Annotated in this window: 15 protein-coding genes; 7 read left to right on the top strand and 8 right to left on the bottom strand. The window is 40.6% G+C overall.

The genetic code is table 11. From position 1 onward, the window contains the following. Positions 1-59 precede the first annotated feature (59 nt). The 3 genes from dapD to pbp1b all read right to left on the bottom strand — a co-directional run bounded on the left by dapD (position 60) and on the right by pbp1b (position 4,405). On the bottom strand, positions 60-758 hold the full coding sequence (dapD, locus tag B7698_RS01295; RefSeq protein WP_049515894.1) for a 2,3,4,5-tetrahydropyridine-2,6-dicarboxylate N-acetyltransferase: 699 nt from the start codon (positions 756-758) through the stop codon (positions 60-62). Positions 759-986: 228 nt separating this feature from the next. Then, positions 987-1,898: a DMT family transporter gene (locus B7698_RS01290; protein WP_084864406.1), complete on the bottom strand. Its 912-nt coding sequence runs from the start codon at positions 1,896-1,898 to the stop codon at positions 987-989. Positions 1,899-1,954: 56 nt separating this feature from the next. After that, the gene (gene pbp1b / locus B7698_RS01285) at positions 1,955-4,405 is read right to left on the bottom strand and encodes a penicillin-binding protein PBP1B (RefSeq protein WP_049515898.1); all 2,451 of its coding nucleotides are present in this window, start codon (positions 4,403-4,405) and stop codon (positions 1,955-1,957) included. 141 nt (positions 4,406-4,546) lie between these two features. On the opposite strand from pbp1b, the gene tyrS reads away from it, so the two are divergent. Then, complete coding sequence (tyrS, locus tag B7698_RS01280; RefSeq protein WP_084864393.1) at positions 4,547-5,803, top strand: tyrosine--tRNA ligase; 1,257 nt, start codon at positions 4,547-4,549, stop codon at positions 5,801-5,803. A gap of 77 nt (positions 5,804-5,880) precedes the next feature. On the opposite strand, the gene B7698_RS01275 is transcribed toward tyrS, so the two are convergent. Further along, positions 5,881-7,944 (bottom strand): heavy metal translocating P-type ATPase, encoded by a 2,064-nt coding sequence (locus B7698_RS01275; protein ID WP_084864392.1) that lies wholly within the window; start codon positions 7,942-7,944, stop codon positions 5,881-5,883. 1 nt (position 7,945) lies between these two features. After that, a complete protein-coding gene (locus tag B7698_RS01270; protein WP_000910903.1) occupies positions 7,946-8,224 on the bottom strand; it encodes a DUF6110 family protein in 279 nt (92 codons plus the stop codon). A gap of 151 nt (positions 8,225-8,375) precedes the next feature. Between B7698_RS01270 and B7698_RS01265 the strand changes: the two genes are divergently transcribed. Continuing rightward, the gene (locus B7698_RS01265) at positions 8,376-9,224 is read left to right on the top strand and encodes a putative RNA methyltransferase (RefSeq protein ID WP_084864391.1); all 849 of its coding nucleotides are present in this window, start codon (positions 8,376-8,378) and stop codon (positions 9,222-9,224) included. A gap of 110 nt (positions 9,225-9,334) precedes the next feature. Here the strand turns inward: B7698_RS01265 and B7698_RS10310 are convergent, their stop codons facing one another. From B7698_RS10310 to malQ, 3 genes are all read right to left on the bottom strand, one after another. Beyond that, entirely contained in the window at positions 9,335-9,541 is a 207-nt protein-coding gene (locus B7698_RS10310; RefSeq protein WP_084864390.1) for a hypothetical protein, read from the bottom strand. 341 nt (positions 9,542-9,882) lie between these two features. Further along, positions 9,883-12,141, bottom strand: a complete 2,259-nt coding sequence (gene glgP, locus B7698_RS01255; protein WP_084864389.1) for a glycogen/starch/alpha-glucan family phosphorylase — start codon at positions 12,139-12,141, stop codon at positions 9,883-9,885. Positions 12,142-12,166: 25 nt separating this feature from the next. Further along, positions 12,167-13,684: a 4-alpha-glucanotransferase gene (malQ, locus tag B7698_RS01250; protein WP_084864388.1), complete on the bottom strand. Its 1,518-nt coding sequence runs from the start codon at positions 13,682-13,684 to the stop codon at positions 12,167-12,169. 478 nt (positions 13,685-14,162) lie between these two features. On the opposite strand from malQ, the gene B7698_RS01245 reads away from it, so the two are divergent. The 5 genes from B7698_RS01245 (at position 14,163) to B7698_RS01220 (ending at position 19,739) form a co-directional block, all read left to right on the top strand. Beyond that, entirely contained in the window at positions 14,163-15,434 is a 1,272-nt protein-coding gene (locus B7698_RS01245; protein ID WP_084864387.1) for an extracellular solute-binding protein, read from the top strand. 110 nt (positions 15,435-15,544) lie between these two features. Then, positions 15,545-16,837: a carbohydrate ABC transporter permease gene (locus B7698_RS01240; protein WP_000414973.1), complete on the top strand. Its 1,293-nt coding sequence runs from the start codon at positions 15,545-15,547 to the stop codon at positions 16,835-16,837. Position 16,838: 1 nt separating this feature from the next. Beyond that, positions 16,839-17,681: a sugar ABC transporter permease gene (locus tag B7698_RS01235; RefSeq protein ID WP_001065644.1), complete on the top strand. Its 843-nt coding sequence runs from the start codon at positions 16,839-16,841 to the stop codon at positions 17,679-17,681. A gap of 261 nt (positions 17,682-17,942) precedes the next feature. Next, positions 17,943-18,743: a DUF1189 domain-containing protein gene (locus tag B7698_RS01225; RefSeq protein ID WP_084864386.1), complete on the top strand. Its 801-nt coding sequence runs from the start codon at positions 17,943-17,945 to the stop codon at positions 18,741-18,743. A gap of 9 nt (positions 18,744-18,752) precedes the next feature. After that, positions 18,753-19,739, top strand: a complete 987-nt coding sequence (locus B7698_RS01220) for a LacI family DNA-binding transcriptional regulator (RefSeq protein WP_084864385.1) — start codon at positions 18,753-18,755, stop codon at positions 19,737-19,739. The last annotated feature ends 96 nt before the right edge of the window (positions 19,740-19,835 follow it).

The following is a 19,835-nucleotide window of genomic DNA, read 5'->3' as shown; positions in this document are numbered from 1 at the left end:
CCTCCTATATAGCAGAAAGAGGCTGGAAAAAGGGTTCCGCCTCTTTTTTACTTTTACAATTACAAGGTACGAAGCGCATCCTCAAGCGCTGTTTTTTGTTGGGTTTGGGCATCAATTTCTTTGATGATACGAGCCGGAACGCCTGCTACCACAACGTTTTCTGGAACATCTTGGGTAACGATAGCTCCTGCAGCGACAACTGAACCACTGCCGATTTGAACTCCTTCGATCACCACTGCATTGGCACCGATAAGAACATTGTCTCCGACACGGACTGGTTCTGCGCTAGCTGGCTCAATCACACCTGCAAGAACGGCACCTGCACCAACGTGACTGTTTTTCCCAACGATAGCACGGCCACCAAGGATAGCCCCCATGTCAATCATAGTTCCTGCACCAATTTCAGCACCGATATTGATAACGGCTCCCATCATGATAACAGCATTGTCACCAATTTCAACCTGATCACGGATAATAGCACCTGGCTCGATACGAGCATTGATAGCACGTTTGTCTAGCAAGGGAACTGCAGAATTACGAGCGTCTTGCTCAACAACATAGTCTTGATTTTCTACCAAACCATCGAGAAGCGGAGCCACGTCCTTCCAATCTCCGAATAGGACATTCCCTAGCTTGACAACAGATCCAGGTACAGCAGTTGCGAGTTGTCCCTCAAAGGTTACTTTAACACTGGTTTTCTTTTCAGCATTGGCGATAAATTGGATAATTTCTTGAGCGTTCATTTTTGTAGCAGTCATAGGCGCCTCCTAGTTCATTTTAATGATACCTATTCTACCAAAAAAGGCCTCAAATTTGAAGCCTTTTTGTTTGTTTTTAGGTATGATTTTTAGGGATGTGAGATAAAACGTGCTGTCGGTAAAAGCAAGCCCCTACCGATACAACCTAAAAACACTCTTCACAACTATCTCCCCGTGTTTTATTGACTATTCTAGTATAGCACACTTTTAGAATTAAGAAAAGACTTTTTATTTACTTTCTTTCGCTTCTTCTATCGATAGGAAAATCATAGGTAAAATAATCAAGGCCATAGCTAGAAGAAGGGACCAATCCACTACCAAGCCTAAAAATAAAACACTCAAAAGGGCAGAAGAGAGAGGTTCACTGGCACTGATAACAGAAACCACCAAAGGAGAAACCAAGGATACTGCCTTCATGGAAATGAAAAAGGCAAAAGCCGTCCCTAAAAAAGCGATAATAAGGCAAATCAAGATACTCCAAATATCCAGAGTAAAGGAAAGCTGGTAAACCGGCGAGAGGACATTGCTAAATAAACCAGCCAAAATCATCCCCCACCCAACCGTGGGTACAAAACCATAACGCTTAGCAAAAGGTTGAGGTAAGATAACATTAAACATGACCCCCATGGCACTCAGCAAACCCGTCACAAGTGCTAGTGGTGTCATGGATAATTGAGAGAGATCTCCCTTTGTCGCCATCAGGCAAACACCCAACATGGCAACCAAAACATAAAGAATAGCACTTTTTGACGCTCGTTTTTTATAAATTAAGCGATTGTAAAAGAGGATAAAAACTGGACTAATAAACTGTAAAATAGTTGCTGTCGCAGCATTTGAGTATTCTACACAGAGATAGAAAAAATACTGAACTGAAAAAATCCCCAAAATAGCATAGGCTAAAAAGGGCAGGTAATTTTTCTTATCTCGCCAAATATCTAGCACTTGCGATTTTAATTGCATTGCAGACCAAATGAGAACAAGACTCCCTGCCAATGTCAAACGCATAGAGGTAATCCAACCAGAAGATACCTGATAATGAGTAAAGAAATACTCTCCTAGAATCCCACAGATTCCCCAAATTAAGCCGGATAGAAGCGAATAAATGGTTCCTTTAACAATCTTTTTCTGATACTGATTCATACCTTTATTGTAACACGAAAGGAAAAAAGAAAAAAGTGGCAATCAATGCCACTTTCCTATCTTCTACTATTTGGTTGTGTAGATGATGAACTTGATGTACTGCTAGAACTACTACTTGAACTTGGCGTAGATGAGAAACTACCAATAATACTTGACCAAGCATTTTGATAATCTGCTTCACTTCCTCCAATAGCAAAGTGATAGCTTGTTGTAGGAGCTCCCGCCTTATTAGCCCAATAGCTCGTTACAGTAGAACCTGAAAGATCAACTGTTTTTCCATTAACGGATACTTTGCCTGGCTTCTGTCCTGTAGATCTGAGGACCTGAGATTGGGTCACACTAGAATCAAGATTAAAGCGTTCATTGCCCCAAACACCAGGCTCAGCCTGTTGGATAGCATTGACCAAGTAAGCCATATATTTGGCATTTCGATAATGCCCAGCCCCCTTAGCCATCGGGCGGTTGTCATCATGCCCTAGCCAACCACCTAGAGTCAATCTTGGTGTTGACAGCATGAGCCACATGTTTTCATCTTCATTGGTTGTACCAGTCTTACCAATCCAGTCTGCACGAGCTAAGCTTGAATTGATAGAAGCCAAATCCGTTTGGAAACTTGAAGTGATTCGAGATGAAATCACCTCACGAAGCAAACTCTGCATAATTGTTGCCGTTGCCTTCGAGTACACTTGAACTGGTTTGTCTTGGAATTCATAGATTACTCTACCGTCAGGTGATTCAATCTTAGAAATCACATGTTTCTGATGATAAACACCGTTATTAGCAATTGTTTGATAACCATTGGTATGCTGGGCAACTGTGACTTCAATCCCACCACCCATAGGCAGACTTTCGATACCGTACTCCGGAATCTCGTAACCCATTTTCTCCATGTAGCCCTTGACATCAACACCCTTCTCACGAAGCATACGATAGGTCCAATAGGCTGGGATATTCCATGAATAGTTCAAGGCTTCACCCAGGGTCATCATTCCCGTACCTGGACTATTTACATACATGATAGGATTTCCATTAGAAAATTTTGTCGGATAATTGGACAAGATACTAGCGCTTCCCATCAAACCTTGGTCAATGGCAATACCGTAGGCCAACAAAGGCTTGGTTGTAGAGGCTGGCGAACGCTTGGTGTCGAAGGCATGATTGTTTTGGTTAGTCTGGTAATTACGACCACCAACAAAGCCTAGAACAGCTCCCGTTTTATTGTCCATCAAAACATTCCCTACTTCAGGCTGACCAGTCGAATCATCTACCAAACGACCATAGTTAGCAACTGCATTTTGCATGGCGTTATGGATTTTTTTATTGATCGTTGTAGTGATTTTATAGCCACCGTTACTTAGTTCCTGCTCAGCTCGCTCATGATAAGCCTTTTGAATCGACTCGTTTTTCAACTCTTGGCTAGAGACATTGTCCTGTCGAACTAAATAATCATACATATGGTCTGTCGCTTCAGCCATAGCTGTAAAGTAGAGATAATCTCTCGAAACAGCATTGACAGTTCCTGATGGCAAGAAATCTTGCTTGAGATTATAATCCTTGTACTGGTCGTATTCTTCCCGAGTCAGAGCACCCGTACGGTACATGTTGTAGAGAACATCCTTAGCCCGCTTCAAACCAAGCTCTAAGTCTTCATCACTCTTTAACTCTCCAGTATTTTCATAAGGGGAATAAGTAATCGGACTCTGTGGCAAGCCTGCTAGGAAGGCGGCTTGGGGAATACTCAGCTTGTTGGCATCGATACCGAAAATCCCTTCAGCAGCTTGCTGGGCACCTGCAATATTCTGTCCTTTATGATTTCGACCAAAGGGAGCAACATTGAGATAAGTGGTCAAGATTTCATCCTTACTCATGTTTCGTTCCAAGGCAAGGGCATCAACAATTTCTGTAGCCTTACGAGCTAAAGTCGGAGCATCTCCAACCACTTGTTGTTTGATTAACTGTTGGGTCAAGGTCGAGCCCCCGCTAGATGAGCCCAAACCTGCAAAGGTTCCCAAAGCCGCCCGAATCACAGCTTTTGGCACAACCCCATTATGTTCAAGGAAATGTTCATCCTCAGTAGCAACGATAGCCTTTTTGAGATTGTCCGATATTTCCTCAGATGAAACAGAAGTTCGCAGTAGGTCGCTCTCGATAGAAGCAATGACACTCCCATCTGCGTAAACAATTTCTGAGATGGAAGAAATATTTTTAACCTGCTTGACCAAGTCCTCCGATTGGGGAACCTTGGCCTTGTCAAACAAAGCAACTCCATAACCAAGAGCTACACCAGCACCAAAAAGCCCACCGATAAAGCCTAGAATAAAGAGAGTATTCAAAATTCCCTTGATAACAACTAAAATGCTACCTAGGATAGCCAGAACTTTCCCACCTGTCCCATCCGACTGCTTCTCTTCTGAGACTTTCTCTGATTTTTTATGATTTATTTTTGATTTTACTAGCTGGAAAAATTCCAGCATTTTTTGTTTTAATTCATTTAATTGATTTTGCATGGATTTCCTCACTGTAACTATTATACCATAAAAGGTAAACTTTCAATAAAATAGCCACTTTCTTCCCTATTCTACTAGGCTATTGCCCAAGTTTGTGATACAATAGGTAGAAACAATATTTTTAAAAAGGAGAAAAGACACATGCACATTTTTGATGAGCTAAAAGAGCGTGGTTTGATTTTTCAAACGACTGATGAAGAAGCTTTGCGTAAAGCCCTAGAAGAAGGTCAAGTTTCTTATTATACTGGCTACGATCCAACTGCTGACAGCCTTCACCTAGGCCACCTTGTCGCAATCTTGACAAGTCGTCGCTTGCAACTAGCAGGTCACAAACCTTATGCGCTCGTTGGCGGTGCTACAGGTCTCATCGGAGATCCGTCCTTCAAAGATGCTGAACGTAGTCTCCAAACAAAAGACACAGTAGATGGCTGGGTCAAGTCTATCCAAAGACAACTTTCTCGCTTTCTTGACTTTGAAAATGGGGAAAACAAGGCTGTCATGGTCAACAACTACGACTGGTTTGGCAGCATCAGCTTCATTGATTTCCTCCGTGATATCGGAAAATACTTTACTGTCAACTACATGATGAGCAAGGAGTCTGTGAAAAAACGGATTGAAACAGGAATTTCATACACTGAGTTTGCCTACCAAATCATGCAAGGTTACGACTTCTTCGTTCTTAACCAAGACCACAACGTAACGCTTCAAATCGGTGGTTCTGACCAGTGGGGAAATATGACAGCTGGTACCGAATTACTTCGTCGTAAGGCTGACAAAACTGGACACGTTATCACCGTTCCGCTTATCACAGATGCAACTGGTAAGAAATTTGGTAAATCAGAAGGAAACGCAGTCTGGCTTAATCCTGAAAAGACTTCTCCATACGAAATGTACCAATTCTGGATGAATGTGATGGATGCTGACGCTGTTCGCTTCTTGAAAATCTTTACTTTCTTGTCACTTGATGAGATTGAAGACATCCGCAAACAGTTTGAAGCAGCTCCACACGAACGCTTGGCACAAAAAGTCCTGGCTCGTGAAGTCGTGACTCTGGTTCACGGAGAAGAAGCTTACAAAGAAGCCCTCAACATCACTGAGCAACTCTTTGCTGGAAACATCAAAAACCTTTCTGTTAAAGAGCTCAAACAAGGACTTCGTGGAGTGCCAAACTACCAAGTTCAAGCAGATGAAAATCACAATATTGTGGAACTGCTCGTGTCATCTGGTATGGTGAATTCCAAACGCCAAGCCCGTGAAGATGTTCAAAATGGAGCCATCTACGTCAACGGCGACCGTATCCAAGACCTTGACTATGTCTTGAGTGACGCAGATAAGTTAGAGAACGAACTGACTGTTATCCGTCGTGGGAAGAAAAAATACTTTGTTTTGACTTACTAAACTATTCAACATTTATCTATAAACAAAGGAGTTATCCTCGAGAAAGGTAACTCCTTTTTGCTGTTAATAAATCTCATCTATCTATTTTTAATAGACAGACTACGCAGTACAATGCGCAAGGTTGTTAGATTATGTAAGATAGAGAGATTTGAAGGACTGAGCCAATTAAACAAGCCAAAGCCAATCAAGCTACTATTTACGACAACGGTATCTTGAATATTCTTCTTGATGAGGGTTTGCAAAGATGATGATAGCCAATCCAACTCTTGGAAGAAATCCAAGCGATTATCTAACAATAAGATATCGCTCATCTGCTTAGAAATATCTGCACTCTCATTCATCACCACACCGATATCTGATAGGGTTAGAGCTGCTGAGTCATTCAATCCATCTCCAACCATCAAAATAGTGTGACCCGCTTTCTGCAGTTCCTCTACTAACTCAAATTTCCCATCAGGTTTCAAGTCTGTATAGACCTGATCAAAGGGCAAATCTTTGACTAATTCCTCTGTTCTAACCAGGGTGTCCCCTGTTGCCAGAATCAATTTTTTCCCTTGTGCCTTAAGTTTCTCCAAGGCTGCTTTTGCTTCTTTTCTCAAAGGAGTATGAATGCAGAACATTCCAATCAATTCATTCTGATAAGCTAAGAATAAGAGATTGTAGTGACTCTTGTACTCTTCAATTAAAGCATTTTGCTCCGAACTGATATGAATCTGCTCATCCTGCATCAAAACATAATTCCCAATAAGAACTGGTTGCCCATCTATATGAGATTTGATCCCCTTGCTTGCGATATATTGGAGTTTCCCATGCATTTCCTCATGTTCAATTCCCTCTATCTCAGCTTGCTTGACGATAGCATTAGCAATAGGATGATAAATGTGTTCCTCAAGACAGGCACTGATTTTGAGAATATCTTCCTCACTATAGTCCCCAAAAGGTAACACCTTTTCAACTATAGGATAACTAGTTGTGATTGTTCCCGTCTTATCAAACAAGAAAGTATCAACTTCCAGGTATTTCTCCAGAACATCTCCATCCTTAATCACCATTTCACGGTTCAACCCCTCCTTGATAGCTGTCAAATAAGCTACAGGAGTAGAAATTTTCAAAGCGCAGGAGAAATCGACCAATAGGAAAGAAATAGCCTTAGAAAAAGAACCTGTCAATAGGTAAGTCAGCCCAGCCCCCAAGAAATTATATTTGACGACCTTGTCCGCCATCTTGATGAAATAGCGTTGTTTCGTTTTCTTGTTTTCTTCAGACTTCTTCATCAACTCAATCAGTTGTAAAATCCGGCTGTTCATCTGATTATCGGTTACATGAATGCGTAACTCTCCAGTTTCTAATACTGTATTTGCACAAACCAAATCAGACTCTCTTTTTTCAACTGGAAAACTCTCCCCCGTCAAGGAACTTTCGTTGACCATACCTAAACCTGAAACTACTTGTCCATCAAACAGAATTTCATTTCCTTGAGATAAAATCAAGACATCTCCTATTTGAACATCAGAACTCTTGATACTAACGACCATATCCCCCTGTACTAAGAATACGTCGCTCTCTTTTGCAAGAAGGCTTTGTTCTAAATCTGTTGCAGTTTTTTTCAAGGACCACTGATCTAAATGATTCCCCAAATCAAGCATAAACATGATATTGCTAGCTGTCTTGGATTGGTTCATAAACAAGGACAATAAAATCGCCGAACAGTCCAGGACCTCCATCGTTAGTTCCTTACGCGCTAGTGTTTGATAGGCTTCTCTAATATAGCCAAAAGCCTGATAACAAGTCCATATATAGCGAATAGGATACGGCACAAAACTACGAAAAAGTATACGCTTAATCGCTGCACCTGAAACAATAGAATAAGCACTCTCTTCTCTACGAATGGGAAGAGTCATCAACTCAGAAACTTTCCCTTTATCAATTCTTTTTAAAAAGGCTTCTGCATTATCTAATACAGAAAAGCCTTCTTTTATGCGTAGAGTAAAGTGCTGTTGATCCATGTAAAACTGGATAGACTCAATCCCCTTTTCATCTCTCACCAAGGAACGAAGATAGTCTTGAATATCCAAGGTGAGTGAAAAAGAAGATGATAGTCGGATATGTTGGTATCCTCTATGTAGCACTTTAAAAGACATATTATTCTCCTATAAGGCTATCTAATTGCTCTTCTTTTTTCTCTTGCTCGTACAAATATTTGGCATCTTGCAAGACATCATCTCCATGTTGCTTCACAACAGAAACAGATGCATCTAGCTCGTCTTTTAACTTATAAGCCTTAGCCAAAGCTTTAGAATAACCTTTTTTAGCTTCCTTACTTGCTAAGATTTTCAAGCCAAGGGTACCAAATGCGACACCACCCAAAAATAGTGATGATTTTTTCGCAACTTTTGCGACGCTTAATACTTCTTTTAACATACTTATTTCCTCCTTATCATTATTATATAGCAATTTCGATATAAAAGCAATGTCATTTCATAAATTGGAGAATTAGTTTTATTTCTACTGAATCTCCCATCTACTTATTCCTAAAGTTGCTTTCATTTGCCTCTTTTGATACACTTAAACTATGAATACAAACCTAAAACCCAAACTCCAGCGTTTTGCTTCTGCGACTGCCTTTGCCTGTCCTATCTGTCAAGAAAATCTGACTCTGCTAGAGACTAGTTTCAAGTGCTACAACCGTCATTCTTTTGACTTGGCGAAATTCGGCTATGTCAATCTGGCCCCTCAAATCAAGCAATCTGCTAACTACGACAAAAAAAATTTTCAAAACCGTCAACAAATCCTAGAAGCCGGCTTTTATCAAGCTATTCTAGAGGTCGTCTCTGATTTACTTTCAAACTCAAAAAGTTCCAAAACAATTTTAGATATCGGTTGTGGCGAAGGATTCTATTCTCGCAAACTCCAAGAAAGTCATCCTAACAAAACCTTCTATGCCTTTGATATTTCCAAAGATTCCGTCCAAATCGCTGCCAAGAGTGAACCCAACTGGGCAGTTAACTGGTTCGTTGGTGACTTGGCTCGTCTTCCTATAAAAGACGCTAGCATGGATATCCTGCTTGATATCTTCTCACCTGCCAATTACGGAGAATTTCGTCGCGTTTTATCCAAAGACGGTATCTTGATAAAAGTTATTCCAACTAAAAATCACCTCAAGGAAATCCGTCAGAAGGTACAAGACCAGCTGACAAACAAGGACTATTCCAACCAAGATATCAAGGAGCATTTCCAGGAACACTTTACCATCCTATCTAGTCAAACTGCCTCTCTGACTAAAAATATCACAGCTGAGCAGCTCCAAGCCCTACTCAGTATGACTCCTCTCCTCTTTCACATCGACCAGAGCAAGATTGACTGGAGCCAACTGACAGAGATTACCATTGAAGCGGAGATTCTGGTTGGGAAAGCACTGTAATTGGCACATAAAAAGAAACCGCATTTCAAGAAGATCTGCGGTTTTAAATTGCAATTTTTAAACTATCTATCTGAAGAGAGTTGAAATTTAATAATTCTAATCTCTAATCTTTATTTTCGATTCGAAATAAAAAACTTATCAATAAATAGCAAGTGAAATAAGGCAAGTGTAATTCCCGATAAGCACCCATGATAAGAGATTTCTTGATGGGTAAGGGGGTAAAGATTACTATTACCCGTCAAGAGGCATGTTAAAATAACAAATAGAATCCAAAATAAATCCGTCCATTTATATTTTGAAAAATATTTTTTCCACATAAGAACACCTTCTTTCCTATAATCATATTATAATACTTTATGTAAGCGAATACAAGGGATATGAGGTAATCAACTAATAAGAAACATGAGGTTGAAAGAGAGTGTTAAACCTTCAATACGTCTATGGTTTCTCTTCTTCTAAGACAAGATTGACCCAAATCCACAGTATTCAAAAAAAGCGAATTTCAATCGAAATTCGCTTTATAGGAAAGTGTATTAGTATAAATCTTGTATCTTATACTCAATGAAAATCAAAGAGCAAACTAGGAAGCTAGCCGCAGGCTGTACTTGAGTACGGCAAGGCAACGCTGACGTGGTTTGAATTTGATTTTCGAAGAGTATTAGTTCAAGTGCCAGATATCTTCGTTATACTGAGCGATTGTACGGTCAGATGAGAAGAATCCTGCTTTAGAAATGTTAACGATAACTTTATCCAACCATGCGTCACGATCTTCGTAGTCAGCAAGCATTTGCTCTTTAACTTTGATGTAGTCTTCCAAGTCAAGAAGAGTCATGAACCAGTCTTTGTTGATCAATTCATTGTAAAGACGTTCCAAGCGCTCTTTGTTTCCAGCTGCAAGAACTACATCGCTAACGATGAAGTCAACCAATGGTTTGATAGCTTCACGAGCGTAGAATTCGCTTGATTTGTAAGCTGCTTTTTCGTAAAGGTCGATAACAGTTTCTGAATCTTCACCAAAGATGTAGATGTTTTCGTCGCCAACCAACTCAGCGATTTCCACGTTAGCACCGTCCATAGTACCAAGAGTCAAAGCTCCGTTCAACATGAATTTCATGTTACCAGTACCTGAAGCTTCTTTAGAAGCAAGTGAGATTTGTTCTGAGATATCACATGCTGGGATAAGGAAGCTTGCTGCAGTAACGTTGTAGTTTTCAACCATAACTACTTGCAAGTGTGGAGCTACTGCTGGATCGTTAGCAATAACTTCTGACATGCAAAGGATCAAGTGGATGATGTCTTGAGCGATTGTGTAGGCTGGAGCTGCTTTACCACCAAAGAAGATTGTGATTGGGCGAGCAGGGATGTTACCAGCTTTGATGTCAAGGTATTTGTGGATCACGTACAAAGCGTTCATTTGTTGGCGTTTGTACTCGTGAAGACGTTTGATTTGGATATCAAAGATAGAGTTTGTATTGATTTCCACACCTTGGTGTTCTTTCAAGTGACGAGCCAATTTACGTTTGTTGTGTGCCTTGATGCTTTCCAATTTTTCTTTGACAGCTGCTTTGTCTTCATAAGACAAGAGTTTTTCAAGCTCATCTGCTTCATGGTGCCAACCTTCTCCAATAATCTCATCCAAGTAGTGAGAAAGTCTTGGGTTAGCATGCATGAGCCAACGACGGAAAGTGATACCGTTTGTTTTGTTGTTGAATTTTTCTGGGTAAAGGTCGTAGAAGGCTTTCAACTCAGAATTTTTCAAGATTTCAGTGTGAAGTGCTGCAACCCCGTTAACGCTGTATCCGTAGTGGATATCCATGTGAGCCATGTGAACACGTCCGCTCTCATCGATGATTTGAACAGCTGGATCTTTGTATTCTGCTTTCACGCGACGGTCCAATTCTTCGATGATTGGTACCAAGTGAGGAACCACTTCTTGCAAGAATTCAAGAGGCCATTTTTCAAGGGCTTCAGCAAGGATTGTGTGGTTAGTGTAGGCAGTCATGCTACGAACGATTGAGATTGCTTCATCAAGTTCGATACCACGAGCAGTCAAAAGACGGATCAATTCAGGGATAACCATTGATGGGTGAGTATCGTTGATTTGTACAACTGCGTAATCAGCAAGGTCATGCAAGTTGCTTCCTTTTTCGATTGCTTCGTCGATGATCAATTGCGCACCGTTTGAAACCATGAAGTATTGTTGGAAGATACGGAGCAATTCACCTTGACGGTCACTATCATCTGGGTAAAGGAAAAGAGTCAAGTTGCGAGCGATATCTGTCTTGTCAAAGTTGATACCATCTTTAATGATTGAAGAATCAACTGAATCCAAGTCAAACAAACGCAAGCGGTTCTTAGTTTCTGTCTTGTAACCAGGTACATCGATATCGTAAAGAGTTGATGTCAATGTGAAGTGAGCAAATGGCACTTGGTAGCTACGGCTTGAGCGAACCAACCAGTTTTGCTCTGTCAACCATGCATTTGGAATTGTTTCTTGTTGGTTGTTTTTAAGAACTTGTTGGAATAGACCAAAGTGGTAGTTAAGACCAACACCGTCACCGTTCAAACCAAGAGTAGCAATTGAGTCGATAAAGCAGGCAGCCAAACGTCCCAAACCACCATTACCAAGAGATGGTTCCAATTCAACTTCTTCAACTTCGATCAAATCTTTACCTGCAGCTGCAAGTTCTTTTTTGACATCGTCGTAAAGACCAAGGTTGATCAAGTTGTTTGACAAAAGTTTACCAATCAAGAACTCAGCTGAGATGTAGTAAACTTTTTTCTTACCAGTGTTAACTGGTTTTTTGCTACTTGCAAGCTTGCTGTAGTTAAGAAGAGCCAGGTAAAGCTCTTCATTGCTACATTCTGCAATGGTTTTATTGTAACGATTTTGTACAAATTCTTGTAGTGATAACATGTTTAAGGTGTCTCCTGATATTGTATTATTTCTTTAATTCTACCAAATTTTCATTGATTCGGCGATAGATTGTTGTCAAGTCAAGCAAGCCTTCCTCGACAGCTGGTGTCAATTGATCGTCAGTCATACGCCAAGACCAGTTTCCACCAAGGGTAGATGGGAAGTTCATACGAGCTGCCTCATCTAATTCTAGCAAATCTTGCATAGTTGCAATTGCCATGAAGCTAACTGATGAAAAGACTGTACGAAGCATAGCATGTGGCACTGTTTCGTATTCTTTACGGTTAGTGTAGCGCGCCATGTACTCACGAGTCGCATCATCGATCTCGTTACGGTACCAACCAAGGACCGTATTGTTATCGTGTGTTCCTGTGTACATAACTGAGTTAGCAGGTGCTAAGTGTGGGCTATCGATACTTTCATCTTCTGGGTTGAAAGCAAATTGAAGAATCTTCATTCCTGGGAAGCCAGTACGTTCACGTAATTCGATAACTTCGTCTGTCATGAAACCAAGGTCTTCTGCGATGATGTTTAGCTCACCAAGTTCTTCCTTAACGGCTGCAAAAAGCTTGTAGCCAGGACCTTTCACCCACTCACCAGGTGCTGCTGTATCAGAACCAGCAGGGATTTCCCAGTAAGATTCGAAGCCACGGAAGTGGTCAATACGAACGATGTCGTAGATTTTGAAGCTTTCACGCAAGCGTTCAATCCACCATTTGTAGCCGTCTTTGTCCATTGCTTCCCAGTCATAGATTGGGTTACCCCAAAGCTGACCAGTTGCAGAAAATTCATCTGGTGGGCATCCTGCGATGCAAGTCGCCTTACCGTTGACATCTGTCTTGAAGAGATGTGGATTTGCCCACATATCGCTTGAATCTTCCGCTACGTAGATTGGCATGTCCCCAACGATTTCGATGTGGTTGTCGTTAGCGTAAGCTTTCAATTTCAACCATTGTTGGAAGAAGAAGTATTGAGTCACACGGTGGTAAACCAACTTGTCTGCCAATTGCTCACGGTAGCTTTCAAGTGCTGAAGCTTTACGAGCACGAGCATCTGCATCTGGCCATTCAGTCCAAGCAAGATTATCAAAATGCTCTTTGATAGCCATATACTCTGCAAAGAGTTCAAGCCATGATTGGTTGTCTTGAGCAAATTTCTCAAAATCTTTAACATCTCCTACTTCCAAGAAACGTTTTACCGCTTTTTCTAAAAGAGGACGACGTGCATAGTAGATTTTCGCATAATCAACTTCAGACGCATCACTACCAAAGTCAACCCCTTCAAGGTCACTTGCTTGCAACAAGCCTTGTTCCACCAAGATATCTAAATCGATAAAATGAGTGTTCCCTGCGAAGGCTGAGAAAGATTGGTAAGGAGAGTCTCCGTAACTAGTTGTTCCTAGTGGAAGGATTTGCCAGTAACGTTGTTTTGTGCGAACCAAGAAATCAACGAAGTCGTAAGCACTTTTACCAAATGATCCGATTCCGTATGCCCCTGGAAGAGAAGAAATGTGCATCAACACACCACTTTGACGTTTTTTCATAATAAGCACCTCATGTGTTTATAGTTAGATATTACATTTTTATGAGCGCAAACGTTTGCGCTATTACTAGTATAGCTCATTTTCTCGATAAATGCAAGCGGTTTTAAGTAACTTTTTTGATTATTTTTTAAAAATTTTTTCTTCTTACTCGTATATATATTCTTTCAGGCAACAAACAAAATAGGAATAAGGGTTTCACTTATCTCATTAAGCAAAAATAAAGCGAGAATCCTCTCTGGTTTCCATTTGTAAATTAGGCAATCGTTTTCTCAACTTTTTTTAAATTTAAAACAAAACGGATTTTTTGGATTTTCTACTATTATATGACGATGAAGCGTTTACTTTTTTCACAATTTTTTAAAAAATTTTTACAAAAAACACTTGCAACCGCTTTCCGATTGTGCTATACTAGTCCCATAAAGGAAAACGTTTGCGTTTCCTCATTATAAAATTTGTTATTCTTTAGGAGGAATACACTATGTCATCTAAATTCATGAAGAGCGCTGCTGTGCTTGGAACTGTTACACTTGCTAGCTTGCTTTTGGTAGCTTGCGGAAGCAAAACTGCTGATAAACCTGCTGATTCTGGTTCATCCGAAGCGAAAGAACTCACTTTCTACGTTGAAGACCAATATAAAGCCTTTGCTGAATCAGCTGCAAAAGCTTACGAAAAAGAAGCTGGCGTAAAAGTTACCATCAAAACAGGAGACCAAATGGGTGGGCTTGACAAACTTTCTCTTGACAACCAATCAGGTCAAGCTGCTGACGTTATGATGGCTCCATACGACCGTGTAGGTAGCCTTGGTACTGACGGACAACTCTCAGAAGTGAAATTGAGCGACGGTGCTAAAACAGATGATAAAACTAAATCTCTTGTGACAGCTGCTGATGGTAAAGTTTACGGTGCTCCTGCTGTTATCGAGTCACTTGTTATGTACTACAACAAAGACTTGGTAAAAGAAGCTCCAAAAACTTTTGCTGACTTAGAAAACCTTGCTAAAGATAGCAAATATGCCTTCGCTGGAGAAGATGGAAAAACTTCTGCTTTCCTAGCTGACTGGACAAACTTCTACTATGCATATGGACTTCTTGCTGGTAACGGTGCTTACGTATTCGGACAAAACGGTAAAGACGCTAAAGATATCGGTCTTGCAAACGACGGTTCTATCGCAGGTATCAACTACGCTAAATCTTGGTATGAAAAATGGCCTAAAGGTATGCAAGATACTGAAGGTGCTGGCAACTTAATCCAAACTCAATTCCAAGAAGGTAAAACAGCTGCTATCATCGACGGACCTTGGAAAGCTCAAGCCTTTAAAGATGCTAAAGTAAACTACGGTGTTGCAACTATCCCAACTCTTCCAAATGGAAAAGAATATGCTGCATTCGGTGGTGGTAAAGCTTGGATTATCCCATCAAGCACTAAGAACCTTGAAGGCGCTCAAAAATTTGTAGACTTCCTTGTTTCAACTGAAGAACAAAAAGCCTTCTACGATACAACTAACGAAATCCCAGCTAACACTGAAGCTCGTACATATGCTGAAGGTAAAAATGATGAGTTGACAACAGCTGTTATCAAACAGTTCAAGAACGCTCAACCAATGCCAAACATCTCTCAAATGTCTGCAGTTTGGGATCCAGCGAAAAATATGCTCTTTGATGCTGTAAGTGGTAAGAAAGATGCGAAAACAGCTGCTAACGACGCTGTAACATTGATCAAAGAAACAATCAAACAAAAATTTGGTGAATAAAAAATTTGTTCAAGGGGGGTGGAATTCAAATCCCCCTTTGAATTTATCAATAGAAAACATATATAGTTTAGGTTTTAATTAGAAACCAGTATCCTATGAAAGGAGTTATTATGGAAAAGCAACAACCTAGTAAAGCAGCCCTGCTGTCTATCATTCCTGGGTTAGGACAGATTTACAATAAACAAAAAGCAAAAGGTTTTATCTTCCTTGGTGTAACCCTTGTATTTCTCCTCTACTTCCTAGCACTTGCAGCCCCTGAATTGAGTAATCTCATCACTCTTGGTGACAAACCAGGTCGTGACAATTCCCTCTTTATGCTGATTCGTGGTGCCTTCCATTTAATCTTTGTAGTTGTTTATGTACTCTTTTATTTCGCAAATATCAAAGATGCACATACAACTGCCAAACACATTAACAATGGCATACCAGTAGCACTTACCTTTAAAGAAATGGTCAAAGGAATCTATGAAAATGGCTTCCCTTACCTCTTGATCATTCCATCTTATGTTGCCATGACTTTTGCGATCATCTTCCCAGTTATCGTAACCTTGATGATCGCCTTTACCAACTACGACTTCCAACACTTGCCACCAAACAAATTGTTGGACTGGGTTGGTTTGACAAACTTTACGAACATCTGGAGTTTGAGTACCTTCCGTTCTGCCTTCGGTGCCGTTCTTTCTTGGACTATCATCTGGGCTTTATCTGCCTCAACTTTACAGATCGTGATTGGTATCTTCACAGCTATCATTGCTAACCAACCATTTATCAAAGGAAAACGTATCTTTGGTGTTATTTTCCTTCTTCCTTGGGCTGTCCCAGCCTTCATCACTATCTTGACATTCTCAAATATGTTTAACGATAGTGTCGGAGCCATCAACACTCAAGTCTTGCCAATCTTGGCTAAATTTCTTCCTTTCCTTGATGGTGCTCTTATTCCTTGGAAAACAGACCCAACTTGGACAAAAATTGCCTTGATTATGATGCAAGGTTGGCTTGGATTCCCATACATCTACGTTTTGACTTTAGGTATCTTGCAATCTATTCCTAACGACCTTTACGAAGCAGCTTATATTGACGGTGCCAATGCTTGGCAAAAATTCCGCAACATCACTTTCCCAATGATCTTGGCTGTTGCAGCACCTACTTTGATTAGTCAATACACCTTCAACTTTAACAACTTCTCTATCATGTACCTCTTCAATGGTGGAGGACCTGGTAGTGTCGGAGGTGGAGCTGGTTCAACCGATATCTTGATCTCATGGATCTACCGTTTGACAACAGGTACATCTCCTCAATACTCAATGGCGGCAGCTGTTACCTTGATTATCTCTATCATTGTCATCTCAATCTCTATGATCGCATTCAAGAAACTACACGCATTTGATATGGAGGACGTCTAAGATGAATAACTCAATTAAACTCAAACGTAGACTGACTCAAACCCTTACTTACCTCTACTTAATTGGCCTATCAATCGTGATTATCTATCCACTTTTGATTACCATCATGTCAGCCTTTAAAGCAGGTAACGTCGCGGCCTTTAAACTCGATACTAATATCGACCTCAATTTTGATAACTTTAAAGGCCTCTTCACTGAAACCTTGTACGGTACTTGGTATCTCAACACTTTGATTATCGCCTTAATTACTATGGCTGTTCAAACAAGTATTATCGTACTTGCTGGTTATGCTTACAGCCGTTACAACTTCTTGGCTCGTAAACAAAGTTTGGTCTTCTTCTTGATTATCCAAATGGTTCCAACAATGGCCGCTTTGACAGCCTTCTTCGTTATGGCACTTATGTTGAACGCCCTTAACCACAGCTGGTTCCTCATCTTCCTCTACGTTGGTGGTGGTATCCCAATGAATGCTTGGCTCATGAAGGGCTACTTCGATACAGTGCCAATGTCTCTAGACGAATCTGCAAAACTAGACGGTGCAGGACACTTCCGCCGCTTCTGGCAAATTGTTCTTCCACTTGTTCGCCCAATGGTTGCCGTACAAGCTCTCTGGGCCTTCATGGGACCTTTTGGAGACTATATCCTCTCTAGTTTCTTGCTTCGTGAGAAAGAATACTTTACTGTTGCCGTAGGTCTCCAAACCTTCGTTAGCAATGTGAAAAACATGAAGATTGCCTACTTCTCAGCAGGTGCTATCCTCATCGCCCTTCCAATCTGTATTCTCTTCTTCTTCCTACAAAAGAACTTTGTTTCAGGACTTACAAGTGGTGGCGACAAGGGATAATATATCCCCGCCACCCTTTTTCATTTTATACTCTTCGAAAACCTCTTCAAACCACGTCAGCTTCCATCTGCAACCTCAAAACACTGTTTTGAGCAACCTGCGGCTAGCTTCCTAGTTTGCTCTTTGATTTTCATTGAGTATTAGCGATTGTTACTGTAAGTAATATCCTTACAACAAGCAATTTTTCTCCTAGACTTGAAATAAAGCACATTTCTCTATATAATAATACTCATATAGAAAACACCTTTTAGAAAGATACAAATGACTCCATATCCATTTTCCTATTTTTCAAGTATTTGGGGATTTCGTAAGCCCCTGTCCAAACGTTTCGGGCTCAACTGGTTTCAGCTTCTCTTTACCAGTATCTTCCTTATCAGCTTATCTATGGTACCTATTGCCATCCAAAACAGCTCGCAGGAGACTTATCCGCTAGAAACCTTTATCGATAATGTCTATGAACCATTGATAGATGAAGTTGTCCAGGATCTCTCCGAACATGCTACAATTGTTGATGGCAAATTAACTTATACTGGAACAGCTAGTCAAGCACCTTCTATTGTGATCGGTCCAAGTCAAAGCAAGGAATTACCTAAGGACTTGCAACTGCATTTCGATACGAATGAGCTCGTCATCAGCAAGGAAAGTAAAGAGCTGACACGCATCTCTTACCGAGCGATTGAGACTGAGAGTTTCAAAAGTAAAGATAGCTTGACCCAAGCTATTTCTAAAGACTGGTACCAGCAGAATCGTGTCTATATCAGTCTCTTCCTAGTTCTCGGTGCGAGCTTCCTCTTTGGTTTGAATTTCTTTATCGTATCTCTAGGAGCGAGTCTTCTCCTTTATATCACTAAGAAATCACGCCTCTTTTCATTTAGGACCTTTAAAGAGTGCTACCATTTTATCTTGAACTGTTTAGGATTACCTACTCTGATTACGCTTATTTTGGGACTCTTTGGCCAAAATATGACAACTCTGATTACTGTACAAAACATTCTTTTTGTTCTGTATCTGGTCACTATCTTTTATAAAACGCATTTCCGTGATCCAGATTACCATAAATAGGAGATTTTTATGCCCGTTACGATTAAAGATGTGGCCAAGGCTGCTGGTGTTTCACCTTCAACCGTAACCCGTGTTATTCAAAACAAATCAACCATTAGCGACGAAACAAAAAAACGCGTTCGCAAGGCTATGAAGGAGCTCAATTACCACCCCAACCTCAACGCTCGTAGTTTGGTAAGCAGTTATACCCAAGTTATCGGCTTGGTCCTTCCTGACGACTCAGATGCCTTCTACCAGAATCCTTTCTTTCCATCAGTCCTACGTGGCATCTCTCAAGTCGCATCTGAAAACCACTATGCCATTCAGATAGCAACAGGTAAAGATGAAAAAGAACGCCTTAAAGCTATTTCACAAATGGTTTACGGTAAACGTGTGGATGGTTTGATTTTCCTTTATGCTGAAGAGGAAGATCCCTTGGTCAAATTGGTGGCTGAAGAACAGTTCCCCTTCCTCATTCTAGGAAAATCCATTTCACCCTTTATCCCTCTTGTCGATAATGACAATGCCCAAGCTGGTTTTGATGCAACCGAATATTTCATCAAAAAAGGATGCAAACGAATTGCCTTTATCGGAGGTTCTAAGAAACTCTTCGTTACACAAGACCGTTTAACAGGCTATGAGTCAGCACTCAAACAGTACCAACTGCCTCTTGATAGTAACTTGACCTATTTTGCGAACGAATTCCTAGAAGAAAAAGGTTATCAATTCAGTAAGCGTTTGTTTAAACACGATCCTATGATTGATGCTATCATCACAACTGATAGCCTCCTAGCTGAAGGAGTCTGTGACTACATCGCTAAGCACCAGCTGGATGTCCCTGTTCTCAGCTTCGACTCTGTCAATCCCAAGCTCAACTTGGCAGCCTATGTCGATATCAATAGCCTAGAACTTGGTCGTGTTTCTCTTGAAACTATCCTCCAGATTATCAGCGATGCTAAAAGCAATAAACAAATTTGTTACCGTCAGTTGATTGCCCACAAAATTATCGAAAAATAAAGGCTCTATAATATTTGTAGTGGGTAAATCCCCTATAGATCTTATGGAGCCTATTTTTGTGTAGAAAAAAAGTCCCATATGACCTATAATGAAAAG

Origin of the sequence: Streptococcus mitis (assembly GCF_002096855.1) — a bacterium.
GTDB classification, from domain to species: Bacteria; Bacillota; Bacilli; order Lactobacillales; family Streptococcaceae; genus Streptococcus; species Streptococcus mitis_Y.
This window is presented reverse-complemented; position numbering and strand designations above follow the sequence as displayed.